The organism is Streptococcus sp. FSL W7-1342 (genome assembly GCF_037966635.1).
GTDB classification, from domain to species: Bacteria; Bacillota; Bacilli; order Lactobacillales; family Streptococcaceae; genus Streptococcus; species Streptococcus salivarius_D.
In genome coordinates this window covers 1,076,636-1,094,251 of record NZ_CP150200.1, presented here as the reverse complement: position 1 = coordinate 1,094,251, position 17,616 = coordinate 1,076,636, and the positions used below count along the sequence as shown (strand labels likewise).

14 protein-coding genes and 1 pseudogene are annotated in these 17,616 nt (G+C 41.1%); 5 read left to right on the top strand and 10 right to left on the bottom strand.

The window, feature by feature from the left end; genetic code table 11:
* The first annotated feature begins 130 nt into the window (after nt 1-130).
* Nucleotides 131-1,072: an AraC family transcriptional regulator gene (locus tag NSQ79_RS04845; RefSeq protein ID WP_079119912.1), complete on the top strand. Its 942-nt coding sequence runs from the start codon at nt 131-133 to the stop codon at nt 1,070-1,072.
* Between the two features lie 35 nt (nt 1,073-1,107).
* On the opposite strand, the gene nt5e is transcribed toward NSQ79_RS04845, so the two are convergent.
* The 10 genes from nt5e to NSQ79_RS04795 form a co-directional block, all read right to left on the bottom strand.
* The gene (gene nt5e, locus NSQ79_RS04840; RefSeq protein WP_164331997.1) at nt 1,108-3,354 is read right to left on the bottom strand and encodes a cell surface ecto-5'-nucleotidase Nt5e; all 2,247 of its coding nucleotides are present in this window, start codon (nt 3,352-3,354) and stop codon (nt 1,108-1,110) included.
* A gap of 110 nt (nt 3,355-3,464) precedes the next feature.
* Nucleotides 3,465-4,118, bottom strand: a complete 654-nt coding sequence (locus NSQ79_RS04835) for an amino acid ABC transporter permease (RefSeq protein WP_118058028.1) — start codon at nt 4,116-4,118, stop codon at nt 3,465-3,467.
* Nucleotides 4,119-4,176: 58 nt separating this feature from the next.
* Entirely contained in the window at nt 4,177-5,025 is an 849-nt protein-coding gene (locus tag NSQ79_RS04830) for a transporter substrate-binding domain-containing protein (RefSeq protein ID WP_118058029.1), read from the bottom strand.
* Between the two features lie 104 nt (nt 5,026-5,129).
* Nucleotides 5,130-6,581, bottom strand: a complete 1,452-nt coding sequence (locus NSQ79_RS04825) for an amidase (protein WP_164331998.1) — start codon at nt 6,579-6,581, stop codon at nt 5,130-5,132.
* Nucleotides 6,582-6,664: 83 nt separating this feature from the next.
* Entirely contained in the window at nt 6,665-7,294 is a 630-nt protein-coding gene (gene pyrE, locus NSQ79_RS04820) for an orotate phosphoribosyltransferase (RefSeq protein WP_004182503.1), read from the bottom strand.
* Nucleotides 7,295-7,381: 87 nt separating this feature from the next.
* Nucleotides 7,382-8,077 carry an orotidine-5'-phosphate decarboxylase gene (gene pyrF, locus NSQ79_RS04815; protein ID WP_013990581.1) on the bottom strand — a complete coding sequence of 232 codons (696 nt, stop codon included), beginning with the start codon at nt 8,075-8,077 and terminating at the stop codon, nt 7,382-7,384.
* 235 nt (nt 8,078-8,312) lie between these two features.
* The gene (locus tag NSQ79_RS04810; RefSeq protein ID WP_014633111.1) at nt 8,313-9,269 is read right to left on the bottom strand and encodes a dihydroorotate dehydrogenase; all 957 of its coding nucleotides are present in this window, start codon (nt 9,267-9,269) and stop codon (nt 8,313-8,315) included.
* A gap of 9 nt (nt 9,270-9,278) precedes the next feature.
* Nucleotides 9,279-10,052, bottom strand: coding sequence for a dihydroorotate dehydrogenase electron transfer subunit (locus tag NSQ79_RS04805; protein WP_241003659.1), 774 nt, complete (start codon nt 10,050-10,052; stop codon nt 9,279-9,281).
* 339 nt (nt 10,053-10,391) lie between these two features.
* Nucleotides 10,392-10,940, bottom strand: a complete 549-nt coding sequence (locus NSQ79_RS04800; RefSeq protein WP_164332000.1) for a DJ-1 family glyoxalase III — start codon at nt 10,938-10,940, stop codon at nt 10,392-10,394.
* A gap of 133 nt (nt 10,941-11,073) precedes the next feature.
* The gene (locus NSQ79_RS04795; RefSeq protein ID WP_004182498.1) at nt 11,074-11,874 is read right to left on the bottom strand and encodes a TraX family protein; all 801 of its coding nucleotides are present in this window, start codon (nt 11,872-11,874) and stop codon (nt 11,074-11,076) included.
* A gap of 676 nt (nt 11,875-12,550) precedes the next feature.
* On the opposite strand from NSQ79_RS04795, the gene NSQ79_RS04790 reads away from it, so the two are divergent.
* From NSQ79_RS04790 to NSQ79_RS04775, 4 genes and pseudogenes are all read left to right on the top strand, one after another.
* A complete protein-coding gene (locus NSQ79_RS04790; RefSeq protein ID WP_339313971.1) occupies nt 12,551-14,209 on the top strand; it encodes an NFACT RNA binding domain-containing protein in 1,659 nt (552 codons plus the stop codon).
* A gap of 173 nt (nt 14,210-14,382) precedes the next feature.
* Nucleotides 14,383-15,927 (top strand): glycosyltransferase family 39 protein, encoded by a 1,545-nt coding sequence (locus tag NSQ79_RS04785; protein WP_254734797.1) that lies wholly within the window; start codon nt 14,383-14,385, stop codon nt 15,925-15,927.
* A gap of 290 nt (nt 15,928-16,217) precedes the next feature.
* A pseudogene (locus NSQ79_RS04780) lies at nt 16,218-16,490 on the top strand (ATP-binding cassette domain-containing protein); the annotation flags it as partial.
* 86 nt (nt 16,491-16,576) lie between these two features.
* Nucleotides 16,577-17,596: an IS30-like element IS1139 family transposase gene (locus NSQ79_RS04775; RefSeq protein ID WP_171021848.1), complete on the top strand. Its 1,020-nt coding sequence runs from the start codon at nt 16,577-16,579 to the stop codon at nt 17,594-17,596.
* Nucleotides 17,597-17,616 lie beyond the last annotated feature (20 nt).

Genomic DNA, 17,616 nt, shown 5'->3' with positions numbered 1-17,616 from the left:
TTTATGTAAAAAGATGCTCTGTCATCTTTTTATTTTTGCATCATAAATACAGAAATAAAATTATGTAAAATAAAACCTATCAATACCATCAGACGATTTACTCAAGCTTTTTAAGAAAGAAAATGCTATCATGGTACTATCCTATGATTTTGAAAGGTTTGCCATGAGTCAAGCAACTACTGATACTGATTTAAAACATTTGATAGACTTTGACGATAATCTGCTTCCATTTCGATTGACGGAAACCAAGGTTGAAAATGGGCGCCCTGATATTCTTTTTCATTGGCATCCTGAGCTTGAGATTCAATATGTTTATGAGGGGACTGCTCGTTATCATATTGATTATGACTATTTTGATAGTCAGGCTGGAGATATCTTTTTAATACGTCCGAATGGCCTTCATTCGATTCACCCCGTAGATAATCAGCCTCATCATACGGACACCCTACATTTTCATTTGGATATGTTGGGGCAGTCGCTGGTGGATCCGCTTAGTCTACGCTACCTACAGCCTTTACAGAATTCTAATTTCAAGTTTAAACAATGCCTGAGACCGTCAGACGAGGGGTATAGGGAAATCAAAGCTCTCCTCTTTGAGATTTTTAAGATGATTCGTCAGAAAGATCGTCACTATGAACTTCTTCTCAAGTCAAAACTTGAAGAATTAATCTACCTCCTCTACTTCTATCGTTTGGTAGAGCGAAAAACTTCTGATGATCATTATCGTAAGAATGAAAAGATTCGGGAAATCATTGATTACATTAACCAACATTATTCCGAAAATCTCACGATTGAAAAGTTATCAGAGCTTATGGGGTATAGTAAGACCCACTTTATGACGATTTTTAAGCAACATACAGGTACCTCTTGTACAGAATTTATCATTCAGGCAAGAGTCAATGCTGCCTGCGAGGAGCTTCGTAATAGCGTTAAACCAGTTTTGGAAATTGCTACTAATGTTGGTTTTAATAACCTATCCAATTTCAACAGCCAATTTAAACACTATTACGACCAAACACCAAGCCAGTATCGAAAAACACATAGCAACAAGAAGAAAACAAAAAAGAGTTAGCCAAATGGTTAACTCTTTTTTTATCTGCAAACTTCTTAGTTTTTCTCTTTGCCTTTGTGTTTACCACTAAGTCCAAAGAGAGTGAGCAACATACCAAGTCCGAGGAGACCTGCGTGTGAGCCCTTGTCACCTGTTGTAGGAAGGATTTCAGTTTGGGCAGAAGCTTCTGTCACTTTTTCAGTTTCTTTAAGTGCTTCGCTTCTTGTTGAAATGAAGAATACTTTTCCATTAGGCGTTGTCACTACTTTAGACACCACTGGTTTGCTAGTTTCTAAATCTTTAGTAATAGTTGATGGAGTGACTGGTTTCAATGGATTAAGTGTAGGGTCTGCTGCATTTTCTTTTTTGTTCAAGGCAGCAAAATCAGCACTTGAAATTGAAATGGTACGTGAGTTTGGATTGATAACGGCATACTTAGAAAGGTCTGCACGTGTCAAGTAATCAGCAAAGACTGTGTCCATTGAAGGACCTTCTTCACGAGGACCACCTAGCATAGTGAAGCCATCACCACCAGCAGCCAAGAAGTCGTTGGTTACAAGATAGTAAGTTTCGTTAGTGTTAAGTGGTTTATAGACACCAGTTTCTGGGTCCAAAATGTCAATTGACAAGATACGTTTTTCAGCTGGAAGAGTTGTGTCATAGTAAACACGAGCTCCTGAGACTTGAAGGAAACCACCAGATGGTTCAAGAAGAGGTTGGCCATTTTCGTCCAGAACAGTTTTACCACTTTCGTCAACTTGGAGAATAGAACCAAGAGATTTGACAAACATATCATGAATATTTTGACCTGTTACTTGAATTTGAGCAACTGAGTTACCAAATGGAAGAACGGCAATGATATCACCTTTAGTGATTGGTTTGTCTTTGGCGATTGTTTCACGAAGACCACCACCATTTGTCACGGCAAGGTTAGACTTGTGTGTGAAAGCTGATTGTCCGTAATCTAAGAGAGCATCGGCGACCACATTACCAAGGTTGGTTTCGCGAACACGAACGTCCATACGGTCACCGCTAAGTTTAACTGGGCTATTTTCAATAACGACTTTTGAAGAATCCGCCTTGTACTTAGCTTGGATATCATCGATCATAGCTTTAACTGTTGGGTTAACTTGATAATTCTTTTTAGCTTCGTCGTGAGAAATCACGCCATGTGACAAGACACGGTCAGAATTATAAACGACGCGACCAACATTGTTAAGGTAGCTACCAGTTTGGTTGTAAGTAACGTTATCGCCGTATGTCGCTGTGTGAAGAGTGTGTGAGTGACCATCAAGGACAAGAACACGTTTTCCTTTCAAAGGTGCATAGTTTGAAAGAGCTTCTGCCAAAGTTGATCCACGCCATTCAACTGGAGTTGTTGTATCAATCCCCAAGTGACTAAGGACAACATAAGTCTTGTATTCCTTACCTTCGGCACGGGCATTTGATTCCACTTGGTCAACAACAGCCTTAACCTCAGTAATAGGATCAGTGAAAGAGACACCAGTGATATTACGTGGGTGTGTCTTAGTAGCTGTCTCAGGTGTAGTGACACCAATAACGACTACTTCATCTCCATCAACACCAGGTGTTTTGTCAACGATTGTAGATGGTTGGAAAAGACGTACGCCATTTACATATACGTTAGATGTGATGATTGGGAAATTGATTTGTTTGCTCAAACGACGCAATTGATCAAGGCCAAAATCAAATTCATGGTTCCCCACTGTCATGGCATCAAAACCAACAGCATTCATGACGCTTGCCATGTCTTCACCCTTAGAACTGTTTGAGATTGGAAGACCTTGGAATGAGTCCCCAGAGTCAAAGACAAGGGTTGTTCCTTTTGAACGAGAATCATTTACGATACCAGACAAAAGGGCATCACCAATGACACCATTTCGGTCATCCTCTACCATACGACCGTGAACATCGTTGGTGTGAAGGACAGTTACAGTGTCGTTGCTGGCACTTGTGCTAGCATTTGTCACGACTTCTGTTGTAGGAGTTGCGGCTGCAGTTGCAGTTTCACTTGCTGTAGCAGCGGGTGTTTCGCTTGTTTCAGCTGTTGAAGCAGTAACAACTGATGTTGAACTAGCTACTGGTGCTACAGACTCGCTAGATGCAGTTGTTGCTACAGTAGATGTCGCATTGGTAGTTGCCTCTGTAGCTACTACTTCAGTGCTTGGTGCTGTTATAGTTGCATGAGTTTCTACCTCGTCAGCATGGACAGCATTGGCCAAGATGGCAGTTGAGACAAGTAGGGTTGATACGGTCGTTGCAACGACTGTTTTCTTCTTCATTCCAAAATACCTTTCTGATTTTTAAATCGTTTTTATTATACCACATTTATAAGATTAGAATTAAATAAATTTCAACATTTTATTAGATATTCAAACAATTTTTTCAAAAATCAATAGGTAGCTAAACGTTTTTCAAGATAACCTTGAAGCAGTTCAAGAGTAAAGCTCAAAGTCCAGTAAATAAGGGCGATTAGGATATACATGGACATGTAGTCATACTCACGCCCACCGATAATCTTAGCGTTTTGGAAAATGTCAGGCACTGTAATCATAGCCGCCAATGAGGAACTCTTTACCATATCAATGATGACATTACCAAGAGGTGCTACTGCTATACGCATGGCCTGAGGTAAGATAATTCGACGGATAATAGACTTCTGAGGAAGACCAAGAGAGCGAGCGGCTTCCCACTGCCCCTTATCTACTGCAGCTATGGATGAACGGAAAATCTCTGCCATATAAGCGGCACTAACACAGGAGAAACCAATAAAGGCACAAAGAAGGGCAGGCAGCTGTACACCAACGTAAGGCAGACCAAAGTAAAGAATGAAGAGGACAACCAACATAGGGACCCCACGCATGATGGAAATATAAACACGGGCAGGATACTTCAACCAAGGTTTTTGCGACATCCGCATAAAGGCAAGGATGATGGCAAATACATTCCCAACCATAAAGCTTAAAAGGGAAATCCCCAACGTATAGGGCAAACCTGATAGGACATAGGGAATGCTTTTTAGAATCAGTGAAAAATCAATAATCATAAGTCTTTCTTTCTAAACATTTCTTTAGCAAATAAGCGATCCAATTGGATCGCTTATACTATTCAACATCAGAGATGTCAATCTCAGTGTAGTCAACTTTCGTTTTCTTTGTAACGTCTTGACCAGCAAAGAACTTCTCTGAAATTTTGGTAAGGGTACCATCTTTCTTCATGTCTTTGATAGCTTTATTAACTTTTTCTTGAAGGGTTTTATTCTTCAATGAGAAAGTAAAGCTTGTTGAGTAAGGGTTACTGTAGATGCCGTCGTTGATCTTAACAGGGTACTTATCTTTGATAGCAGCTACTGCCATCTTTTGCAAATAGTAATCGTTGACGATAACGTCTGTACGACCATTTACCAAGTCTTGCATATAAACGTCATTGGTAACATTGTCATATACGACGAGTTCAGCACCCATCTTTTTGGCAATCTTCATGTACTTAGTACTTGCAGCACCAGCTGCTTTTTTACCTTTGAGGTCCTTCCATGAAGAAATTCCTGAGTTATCTGATTCACGAACTACCATTGAAGTAAATGAATACTTGTATGGTTCAGAACGCAAGAATTTTTTAACGTTCTTGTTGTCATCTTCGAGTGAGTAGTTAGCAATATCTACTTGACCACTATTTACAGCAGTAAGCATGCCATCCACGCCCATCTCAGTGAATTCAATTTTCAACTTAAGACGTTTTCCGACTTCTTTGAGAATCTCAACGTCATAACCAGTCAAATTATTTTTATCATCGTGGTAGGTTTGTGGGTAAAGTGTTCCAGCAGTCGCAACCTTGATGCTTCCACGTTTCTCAATCTTTTCCCAGTTCTTCTCATCTGTACTCTGTGACGAGCAGGCAACCAAAAAGACCGCAGCCAAAATTAGGCTAAATACGGCGAAAAATCTCTTTTTCATCTATGTGTGTCTCCTTAAAAAATGAAGTTAAGTTAAAAACTTATAATCTTAGCCTACACTATTTGAAAGGGTTTCACAAAATATTGAACTGCAAATGAGAATGTCTAGCTAAAAACCGAACATTCTTCCATCTGTTGGGCCAAGTGTAAGAGGAGGTCCTCTCTTCCCTTGGCAGCTGTTAATTGAACTCCAAGTGAAAGACCTTGCTCATCCCGATAGACAGGTAAAGAAATTGATGGTTGTCCCGTCAGGTTTGCTTGTTGCGTGAAAGGTGTCCAATCTAAGCTATCCGCAAACATTTCCCAAATAAGTTCCTGTTGCTTTGGCCAGTCAAAATCAGCCATATGTTTGAGTTGATTTTGTAAGTTTTCAGAGAGGGCAAACTGTCCATGCTTAGGCGCCACATCCGCAACTGTTGGTGTCAGAAGAATATCGTAAGTTTCATGAAAATTTGCCATCTGATGGCTATACTGATCCCACTGGGCAAGGATTTTAGAGTAAATTTTAGCAGGAATCTTTTGCCCAGATTGGAAAATAGCCCAAGTCATCAACTCCATATCTTCAAAGGTTATCTTCCGTCCTAAACCAGCCTCTATGGAATCAAACATAGCAGCCGTCTCGACACTATTCATGATGTAGTAAGACTGCATAGCTTCAATCCCATTCAAGGGCTGGTCGCTGATTTCATGCACATGATGCCCTATACTTTCTAATACTCTAGCAGCCTTTTTTGTCGCCGCAATAGCAGATTCTGACACCATACCGCCAATAGGAGAAACAGTCGAAAAAGCAATCTTCAAAGGTCTAACTGCTTCTTCTAAAGACACTTTGCTAAGCTTCGGTAGAATAAAAGGACTTTCCATCTGACAAGTATGCATGTGATAGAGCAAGCGTTTTGTATCTCGTACAGTCTTTGTCAAAGCAAACTGGACAGATGCACCCTGCCATCCACGGAAAGAACTAGGACCGACAGGAATCCGTCCTCTTGTAGGCTTAAGCCCGATAAGTCCATTAAAGGAAGCTGGAATACGGATAGAGCCTCCTCCATCACTAGCTGGGGCCAAGGGAGAAATGCCAGAACTCACAAGAGCTGCCGCACCACCACTTGACCCGCCAGCATTTCGTGTCACATCATCAGGCAGGTTAACAGGACCATGAATCTGAGCATCACTGATATTTTTGAAGCCAAACTCAGGAGTGCTAGAACGCCCTAAAATAATAAAGCCCAGTTCCTCAAGTTTCTTTACATAATTATCCGTTTCCGTTGCACGATAACTTGTAAATAGGCGAGAACCCGCGGTTGACGGCTCACCAGCTTGCTCTTGACCCAAATCCTTTAGGAAAATCGGGATTCCAGCAAAAGGTTTCTCTGAAAAGTCTCTAGTTTCTGCTTCTTCTATAGCTTTCTCGTAGCGTTGACTGACGATAGCATTGATTTTAGGATTCGTCCTCTCTGCTTCATGAATGGTAGCCTCCACTAGTTCTCGGGGACTGACCATCTTATTTTGCACAGCTTCAGCCATTGCCGTTGCATCTGACCACTCATTAATTGTCATCTTATACTCTCCCTGCTTATCTTTTCCTAAATTATACTAAAAAAAGCGAAACGCCTAAAACGTTCCGCCTTAAATCTTGATAATTAGTCTTGCCAAGTTTCTTGATTTTCTTTGAATTTCTTCAAAAGTTGAAGTCCGTCTGCTGTGATGTAGCCTTGAACTTTAGCGACTTTGATCAACTCAGTGTAGTTTGAAAGAGTAACCAATTTCACACCAGCATCCGCAAAGTTTTTCTCAGCTTTTGGCAATTCGTAAGTAAAGATAGCCACAACACCGATAACATCAGCCCCTTCACGCTCTGCAGCTGCTACAGCATCAAGTACTGAACCACCAGTTGAAATCAAGTCTTCAACAACAACCATTTTTTCGCCTTTAACCACACGACCTTCGATTTGGTTACCAGCACCGTGATCTTTTGGTTTGCTACGGATGTAGGCAAATGGAAGGTTCATCTTGTCAGCGATGATCGCACCGTGAGGAATACCAGCAGTTGCAGTACCTGCAATCACTTCTACTTCTGGGAATTCTTCCTTAATCTTTTCCACGAAACCATTTTCAATAAGTGTACGAGTTTCTGGATAAGACAAAGTAATACGGTTGTCTGTGTAGATTGGTGATTTAATTCCTGATGCCCATGTAAAAGGTTCTTCAGGTTTAAGGTAAACAGCCTTGATATCAAGCAAGTCAGATGCGATTTGTGATGCTAATGTCATAATTATTATCCTCCGTAAAGCGTTTTCTATTCTTTATTATAACCTAATTCCATCTATTTTCCTATGAAATAAGGTCTTTTTGAAAATTTATTGACCGTTCCATTGGGCCTTGATGTCGTGATAAGCTGCTACTGGATCATCAGCTTGTGTAATTGGACGACCAACAACAATGTAATCTGAACCAATTTGACGGGCATCGGCAGGTGTCATGACACGTTTTTGGTCACCAACTGCTGCTCCTGCTGGACGGATACCAGGTGTCAAACAAACGAAATCTTCATTTGTTGCTTCTTTGATTTTCGCTACTTCGTGCGCTGAGCAGACAACACCATCAAGACCTGCTTCAGCAGTCTTCTTAGCATAATGAACCACTGATTCTTGAAGTGTGGTTTGGATATTTTGAAAATCACGCATCTGCTCTTCAGAGGTAGAGGTCAACTGTGTTACAGCAATCAAGATTGGACCATCTCCCAAGCCTTCACGCGCAGCCTTCATCATTTCCACACCACCAGCCGCATGCACATTAGTCATATCAACGCCAAGGTTAGACAAGACACGCATAGCTGATTTCACAGTATTTGGAATATCGTGAAGCTTAAGGTCAAGGAAAACACTATGGCCAAGCTCTTTAACGTAGCGCACAATCTCAGGCCCAGCTGCATAGTAAAGTTCCATACCAATCTTCACATAGAGCTTTTCACCAGCGGGAAACTTAGCAAGGAAAGCCTTCACATCCTCAAAGGTCGGGAAATCAAGGGCAATAACAGGACGATTTTCTCTCATTTCTTATATCCTTTCACACAAAAAACCTCCGCCAGTCAGCGAAGGTTGCACGAAAATAGGGCAGTCCCTACCCTTTAGTGATGCCGTAGCATCTCAGTACACCTTTCTCGCCTCTCTGGACTCGATTAAAGGTTCAGTTCAATTTGTTCTATTATAGCGCTTTTATAAGGGAATGTCAAAGGGAGATGAAAGTAATTATACCTTTGTTGAACTCCTTAACAATGCTATTTTTATTCTATTTCCCCAACAAGTCTGTTCGAACTTCCTCACGTAAGTCTTCAAGTGTTGTGATGCCGTACTTGTCCATGACTTCAGGGAGTCGGTCGATGATTTTAGGGCAGGCATATGGATCTGCGAAGTTGGCTGTTCCGACACCGATGGCTGAGGCACCAGCGATGAACATTTCGATAGCCGCTTCGGCACTGTCAACGCCACCCATACCGATGATTGGAAGGTCTGAAGCTAGAGCAACTTGGCGGATAAGTTTAAGGGCTACTGGAAATACGGCTGGCCCCGACATGCCACCTTGACCGTTGGCAATGATAGGTTTGCGAGTAGCCAAGTCATAGCGTGTTCCGACCAAGGTGTTAATCATGGTGAAACCAGTCGCACCGGCATCTTCGACTGCCTTGGCGACACTTGTGATATCAGCCACGCTCGGTGTCAGTTTGACATAGACGGGCACATCAGAGTGAGAGACGCTGGCTTTTACTGCCGCATAGGCAAGCTCTGGAACTTGTCCAATGAGAAGGCCGTTATTACCATGGTCTACGTTTGGACAGGAGATATTGAGCTCGATAGCCTTGACGTTGCTAGCTTTGGAAATCTTGTGAGAAACTTCCGCATATTCTTCGTTTGAAAATCCAGCCACATTGGCAATGATTGGAAGCTCTGGATAATGCTCCTGCAACCAAGGGAGTTTTTCAGACAAGACAGCATCAACACCTGGATTTTGCAAGCCAATGGCATTAAGCATGCCTGATGGTGTCTCAGCCACACGGGGTGTTGGATTCCCAAAACGAGGGTTGGCAGTCGTTGCCTTAATCATAATTGACCCTAGTTTGTCCAAATCATAATACTTGGCATACTCTTGACCAAAACCGAAGCAACCTGAAGCTGGGATAATAGGATTTTTCAAATCAAGCCCTGGAAGGCTAATAGCTAAACGATTTTCTGATTTAATCTCTGACATGGTAACCTCCTAGACGATGACTTTTCCAGTAGGGAAGACTGGCCCTTCTTCGCAAACACGAAGATTTTTGGCGTCCGACTCTCCTTTAACGTGAACCACACAGGCATAACAAGCACCCATACCACAAGCCATGCGAGCTTCCATAGAAACATAGGCGTGAGGGTGATTTTCAAACTTACTATCGACATATTTAAGCATGCCTGGGGCTCCGCAACTATACACGGCATCTGGTGTCCAGTCGAAACCATCAATAACTGTCGAAACGTAACCCTTGATACCGTATGAACCGTCATCAGTCGTCACGTAGACTTCACCACAAGCTCTGAGCTTGTCCTCCAAGATGACGGCATCCTTATTGGCAAAACCAATCACCGATACAACTTCCACACCTTTAGCCTTCAACTGCTTAGCTGTCTCAACCAAAGGCGGCACACCGATACCACCACCAACTAGGAGGGCTTTCTGCCCAGCCTCAATGACGGAAATATCAAAACCATTTCCCTGAGGGCCCATGGTATCGATGGCTTGCCCAGCTACCATCTTAGACAGAATAGCTGTTCCCTCGCGTTCCACTCGATAGACAATGGTTGCCTCTTTCTTGTCGTAGTCAATCTCTGAAATGGAAATCGGACGACGAAGGAGCTTACTTGGGTCTGGTACCTTGAGATGAACGAACTGTCCAACCTGCATATCCGCAACCATCTCTCCCTTAAGCACCATCTCGAAAATACGAGGTGCAATCTCACGCTGACTCACAATGGTTAAATCTTCAACTAATATCATGACAACCCTTTCTAAACTGCAAAATGTCATAAAAAAACCTCGCCACATGGCAAGGTCGCACAAAAAATCACAGGAGAACCCTGTTTTTTCACCTGTCCGACCTTTCAAGCCTCTCTGGACTCATTTAAAGGTTATTTTGTGATTATTATAACCGTTTTCAAGACGGATGTCAAAGGAGAAAAGAAAAAACCAAAGCTTAAAAAACTAAGCTAAGGTCTCTCCAGCCTATAACTAGGCCCTCTGTTTGATACGTTCTCAATCATCTCATAGGGTAACATAAATTGTCAATATTCCTAACAATAGGTGTTAAGAATATTGGATAACAGTCTTAAAATAAGATTATTGGAACAATCTGTCGTAAACCATAGTATGAGCCAACTGCTGACCATCGCCACCCAACAGATCGACCAAGGTATAAGCAAAGGCTAGGGCTGTTCCGGCACCACGGCTTGTGACAATATTGCCATCAACGACCACCAAGTCAGTTTGATGCTCGCCAGATGCAATTTGTTCTTCAACACCTGGGAAACATGTGAATTTGCGACCTTCAAGAAGACCAGCACGTTCGAGAACAATTGGTGCCGCACAAATGGCAGCAACATATTTTCCAGCTTTTGCAGCCTCTTGAAGAGAGGCAATCAAGGCCTGATTGTCGCGTAGATTAGTTGAGCCAGGCATACCTCCAGGAAGAACCACCAAGTCGTAATCCGCAAAATTACCATCAAATACACCATCCATAACGACTTGAATCCCATGTGAGCCAGTTACTGACGCACTTTCAAGTCCTAGCATGTTACAGTCAAATCCTGCTCGGCGGAAGACATCCACTGGGCTCAAGGCCTCGATTTCTTCAAAACCTTCCGCAAATACTACTGCTACTTTTGTCATGATATACCTCCAATTGACTTATCACAAGATTCTATTACGCCTTAAATTATAGCAGTTTTAGAAGCAGGAAACAAACCATAAAAATGGCTCTTGAGCATGAAAAAAAGACAGCACAAGGACTGCCTTTGTCATCTTATCTAAACAAACTTGCTAGGATCCACAAGAGATAAATATGAGCTGGGTAGAAAATATAGAAGAAATTCTTGTTACCACTACCACGCTTACCATTATAAAAATACATAGGAATCGCAGCAAAAATCATCATCCATTGCACACCCGTCGGATCAAAGAGATGGGCAATCACTGAAATAACAGCTAAGACAATGATTTGAGCCATGCGATTGGTACGGAAAATATAGAATAGTAAACCAAGAATAACCATCACAAAGCCACCCTCAACCATGATAACACTTGGTACCAGAGACAAGAGAAAAGCCACACTATGAGCAACAAATGGATTTCCGTTAGGTGTTTCAAAAATCCCCCCTAGTACAGCAACTGGAATTGCTGAAAGTATTGGCAAGAGAAAGACACCCATCCCCTGAATCAATTCCCTATAAGACTTGTCACGAAGTCCCTTAAACAACAAATCCCAAGAGTAAATAAAAATCCCGGTGATAAAGAAGGTTGAAAAGGCATTGTTGGTTAAACCGATACTACCATTATGAAAAATACTACCAATGATGGCGTTGCCAATGATCATAAACCAACTCATGTAAAGCAGACGCCTGAGAAAAGCCATACGATCGTGTGTGTAGTGAAAACTATCAGCAGCAAGAAAGAGGAAAATTGGGAAAGACAGACGTCCCAACATCGTCAACCATATAGGTGCCCCCATACTCCCGAACATCTGATAGATTTGGTCCAAAAACATAAGTGCAACAGCTAGGTATTTCAAATTAGTCGCATTGCTAATCTTTTTTAAATCGTTCATTTAATGCTCCTTTAATTTTCAGCATATTAAATGATACCACAAGTCAGATATAAATTCAAAGGTATTCATTATAATCTAAGACATAACTTTTAACTGTTTTAGCGTAACAATTTTTGTAATAAAGAATGGTCCATAATAATAACAAACTCAATTCCGACTACCCATCCAAAGCATTTTTACTCTCTTTGTGCTATAATAGTTAGGCAATATTTACGTTCATAACGTATGCAAATTATTTAAAAATAACTAACAAAGTTCATAAACTCTTCAAGTTTTTGAAATAACTTTTTTGCGAGCAGAGCGAGCAATTAACCGAGACTTTCCGCCGTGTTAAAAGCGCCTGAAACTAAAAGGTTTCAGGCGCTCGGAATTTTTGAGAGTAAAACAGTTCGGGGAACTATTTTAGCCTGAGCCTAAAAATGAAAAAGCGAAGGGGCTCAAAAACAATTGAACACGGGCTGCGGATTGTGTCAAAAAGACAAGTTCTCCTAGAATCTAAAGATTCTGCGTCAAACTTTCTTTTTTGACTATATCCGCAGACGCCCTTTGTATCTTTATTAGTCATGGAACTTTGTAAAAGTTCGCTGACGTCCGCCAACACCTAAGGAAAGTTTCACAGAAAATTTTATTTTTTAAATAAAACAATTATTATCACTAACAAGAAAGGAAGTACATCATGTCTTTTGACGGCTTTTTTCTTCATCATATGACGGCTGAGTTGCGTGAGCAGGTTCTCTACGGACGTATTCAGAAGGTTAATCAGCCTTTTGAGCGTGAGTTGGTCTTGACCATTCGTAACAATCGTCAGAATTACAAGCTTCTGCTTTCAGCTCACCCTGTTTTTGGACGTATTCAAACGACCAAGGCTGACTTGCCAAATCCACAGAATCCAAACACCTATACCATGATTATGCGGAAATACCTTCAGGGATCGGTTATCGAGGATATCCAGCAACTGGAAAACGACCGTGTCCTTGAGATTTCCGTCTCTAATAAAAATGAAATCGGTGATAGCGTTAAGGTTACTCTTGTTATGGAAATCATGGGGAAACACTCCAACATTATCCTGATTGACAAGAACGAGAGCAAAATCATTGAGTCTATCAAGCATGTTGGTTTCTCACAAAATAGTTACCGTACTATTCTGCCTGGGTCTACCTATATTGCTCCTCCTAAGACGGACGCCAAGAATCCTTTCGACATTCCAGACGAAAAACTCTTTGAGATCCTACAGACTGAGGATTTGTCAGCTAGAAACCTTCAAAAACTTTTCCAAGGTTTGGGGCGTGACACGGCCAATGAATTATCAGCCTTACTTGAGACTGATAAGCTCAAGAATTTCCGTGCCTTCTTCAATCGTGAAGTAGAGCCAAACTTAACGGCTAAGGCATTTTCAGCTGTAAGATTCTCTGATAGTCAGGACCAACCTGAGTTTGAAACCTTGTCAGCCCTTTTAGACTACTACTACTTGGACAAGGCGGCGCGTGACCGTGTGGCTCAACAGGCTAGTGATTTGATTCACCGCGTGCAAAATGAACTGGAAAAAAACAAGAAAAAGCTTGTTAAACAGGAAAAAGAGCTTGCGGCGACCGAAAATGCTGAGGAGTTCCGTCAAAAAGGGGAACTTTTGACCACCTATCTTAGCATGGTACCAAATGACAAGGATAGTGTCGAGCTAGACAACTATTACACTGGTGAAAAGATTACCATTCCCCTAAATGTGGCTCTGACTCCTAACCAAAATGCTCAGCGTTACTTCAAGAAATACCAGAAACTCAAGGAAGCTGTTAAGCACTTGACTGGTTTGATTGAGGAAACCAAGCAGACTATTGATTATCTGGAGAGTGTAGAGTTCAGTCTATCTCAAGCCAACATGGATGAAATCGAGGATATTCGTGAGGAGCTTGTTCAGGCTGGCTTTATGAAGCGTCGTTCAACTGACAAACGTCACAAACGCAAGAAACCTGAACAGTATCTGGCTTCTGATGGTAAGACCATTATCATGGTTGGTCGTAACAACCTGCAAAATGAGGAGTTGACCTTCAAGATGGCTAAAAAGGGTGAGCTCTGGTTCCACGCAAAGGATATCCCAGGGAGTCACGTGGTCATCAAGGACAATCTTAACCCAACTGACGAGGTCAAGACAGATGCGGCTGAATTGGCAGCCTACTACTCTAAGGCACGTCTATCAAACTTGGTTCAAGTCGATATGATTGATGTTAAGAAACTCAACAAACCAACAGCCGGTAAACCTGGATTTGTAACTTATACGGGACAAAAGACCTTACGTGTCACACCGACTGAAGAAAAAATTGATAGTATGCGGATTAAATAGTCTGCTTTACAAAATCAAACTCTCTTGTTTTAGAAACGAGAGAGTTTTTCTATGTCTTCATAAGAGCAATTTCTTTCGTTGATGAATGAGATTTTTTCTTGTTTTCATTACATTTTTCCGGCGGCTGTGCTAAACTATAAGGGTAATTACCTATAATAAAGGAGACTTTCAGCATGAAGGCTCTTATGTCATATACGAGTTCTGTTTTAGAATGGTTAGGGCGCTATGTGGGGCTCTTAGTCTTTGGGTTATTATTTGTGACTGCTTTGTTCATTCGCACGACCATGATGACGGGATACTTTGAGTGGGCAGAGATTAGTAGCGTTCCTTGGTATGTTTATGTTTCAGGTGGGGCCATTCTGCTTTTGACCCTTCTCTGGCCTAAAATCTTAAAGGAACTGACAACAAAGCAGATTTTCATCTTTTTTTCCATTTGCTTTGTGAGTTTTGGCCTACTGTTGATTTTTCTGACCAGTTTTGCTGGTCGAGACGATGCAGGTACTGTCTTTAAAGGGGCGGTCCAGTTTAATGCTGGTGACTTTTCGCTAATTAAACCAGGAGCCTACTTCTTCCGCTATCCTCATCAGTTGGGTTTGCTTAGTTTTGAACGCTTGGTTCTCTATCTGATTCCTTTACCAGTTATCTCTGTTTTCTATGTATTGAATCTTGGCATGGTCATTGGTATGAACTATGCTACATGGAAAATCACGGATGAACTGTTTACGAAACCGTTAGTCAGTCGTTTGGCTGTCATCATGAGCTTCGGTTTTTTGCCTCTAGTCTTTAACATTATGTTTGCCTATGGACTTATGTATGGTTTGTTTTTTTCTAGTTTTGCCATTCTCTTCTTTCTACGTTACTTAAAACGTGGTAAGGCTAGGAATGCGATTCTTTCGGTGGTCATGCTATCATTGGCTTACTGGGTAAGGAGCAATAATATTATTCTCATTATTGCATTATCTGGTATTTTGATACTAATGACACTCAGAGAGAAACGTTACCGCTATTTACTTTTGGTTTTGGCTTTCTTTGCCTTTCCTATGAGCTTGCATAAGGCGACAACCAGTTACTATGAGATTACCACTCATCAAAAAATTTCTGGAACACCTCAGATTGCTTGGTTGGCCATGGGCTTACAGGACAAACCCGATTCTAAACGAATGCCAGGATGGTATACCGGCTATGTCCGTGACATTTATGCTAAGAAAAAGGGCAATATCGAAAAGATTGAAAAAAGCGCCAACCATTTTTTTGATAAGCGTGTTCAATACCTCCTAGCACATCCCGATGAGGCAAGTTGGTTTTTCAGAACCAAGTTTATCAGCTCCTGGACGGAGGGAAGCTTCCAGTCCATCTGGAACGGTCCAAGTAAAGACAAGTTTCAGCCTTTGTGGAATAGGTTTGCGACCTCTATCTATCACGATGGGACCCTGCATCTCTTTTTTGTGACCTATATGCAAGGCTATCTCCTAGTCCTATATCTTGGTGGTGCGTTCTACTATGCTTTCACTTATAAACGAATGGGAGATGGAGCAACACTAGGCCTCTATGCCTTCCTCTATCTCTTCGGTGGCATCCTCTTTCACCTCATATCAGAGACTAAGAGCCAGTACACCCTACCTTATATTTACTTACAAATTCCAATGATCGCGGCGGGTTACAATCATATGACACAAATACTCGGCCGCTATCTAAAAAATATGCGAAAGTCATCCTAGGATGGCTTTTTAACTATAGATATTCTCGGACTACGATAAAATCTTATCATTTTGTTAGATAATGATAAGAAAAGTGATATAATAAAAAACTAATGTATAGCTTCTTTGTTATATCATTCTTTATTAGTGAGTGGTCACATGACGACTAATATCAGCAATGATAATAACTTATGTAACATAGTAAGCGATAGCTTTAACAAACATGTCATTCACCTTCGCAGTTATATTATATGTATAGTTCAACATTTTTATAATGATTACAAGTGTTTACATTAGAAAAGGGGAATCCAATGATAAAAGTAGACAATCTTTCTAAGCGTTTTGGCAATAAAATCGCTTTAGAGGACATTTCGTTTGACATTAAGGAAGGAGAAATCTTTGGTTTTCTAGGTCCTTCTGGTGCTGGTAAAACGACGACTATAAATATTTTGACAGGACAGTTATCACAGGATAGCGGAAAAGCTTATATTTTAAATAAAGAGTCTAATCGGTTACTTCCTTCGGATTTTTTAAATATTGGTATAATGAGTGATACTGTTGGATTCTATGGAAAGATGACAGTTGCCCTATTGTAAAATGAAGTGCAACACAAAAGACATGTTCATCTGATATACTAGAGTTGCGAAAAACAGTATAAAGGAAGATGAACATGTCCACTAATTATTCTACCACAAATCAATCATACAAGCACTTATCTGAAGCTGAGCGAGGGGAAATTGAAGCTTATTTAAGCGTAGGACTCAAACCTGCTGAGATTGCTCGTAGACTAGGGAGAAATCGCTCTACTATTACTCGTGAAATTAATCGTGGTTCCATAACACAAGTGAAAAAAGTAAATGGGCAAAAGGTCTATTACCAACACTATTATGCAGATGCTGCTCATAACCGTTATCGTCATGCTAGAGAAGCCAGCTATTATTTGAAACTGGATTCCGTATCGGATGACTTTCTGAGAGCATTTACAGAAGCAATGAGAGAGAAACCAAGGGTGCATAGCGTGGATACCTTTGTTCATACCTATAGACTCCAACATGTAGATGCAGTTGTTCCTTCAACCAAGACGCTCTATAACTATATCCATCAAGGATTGTTAGAGATTAAGGTCATTGATTTGCCAAGAGCAGTGCGGATCCGTAAGAAATTTACCAAGCGCCCCTCTACCAAGAAACATCTAGGAAAGTCAATTGAAGAAAGGCCAGAAGAAATCAATAATCGTTCCCGTTTTGGAGATTGGGAAATCGATTCTGTTCTGGGTGGAAAGACAATAGGAGAACCTTCTATTCTAACCTTGGTAGAACGACAAACACGCTATGCTGTCACAAAGAAACTCGTGGAAAAGAAAGCAGAGTATGTCAATCAAGCAGTCTTAGAGTGTATGAAACTTTATCCCATTAAGTCCATAACTGCAGATAATGGAAACGAATTTTCATCATTGAGTAAGATAGAGGGATTAGATGTTTATTTTGCACATGCCTATTCATCTTATGAACGAGGTACAAATGAGAATTTCAATGGACTACTAAGAGAGTTCATTCCGAAGGGGTGTTCGTTAAAAGAACTAAATCAGAATCTTTTAGAGGACTATACAAAGGCTATCAATGAAAGACCTAGACGAATTCATGGCTATCAGTCCGCAAAAAAGCTGTTTGAGCTAACTCAAACAGCTTGAAAGATACTCACTTAATCAGA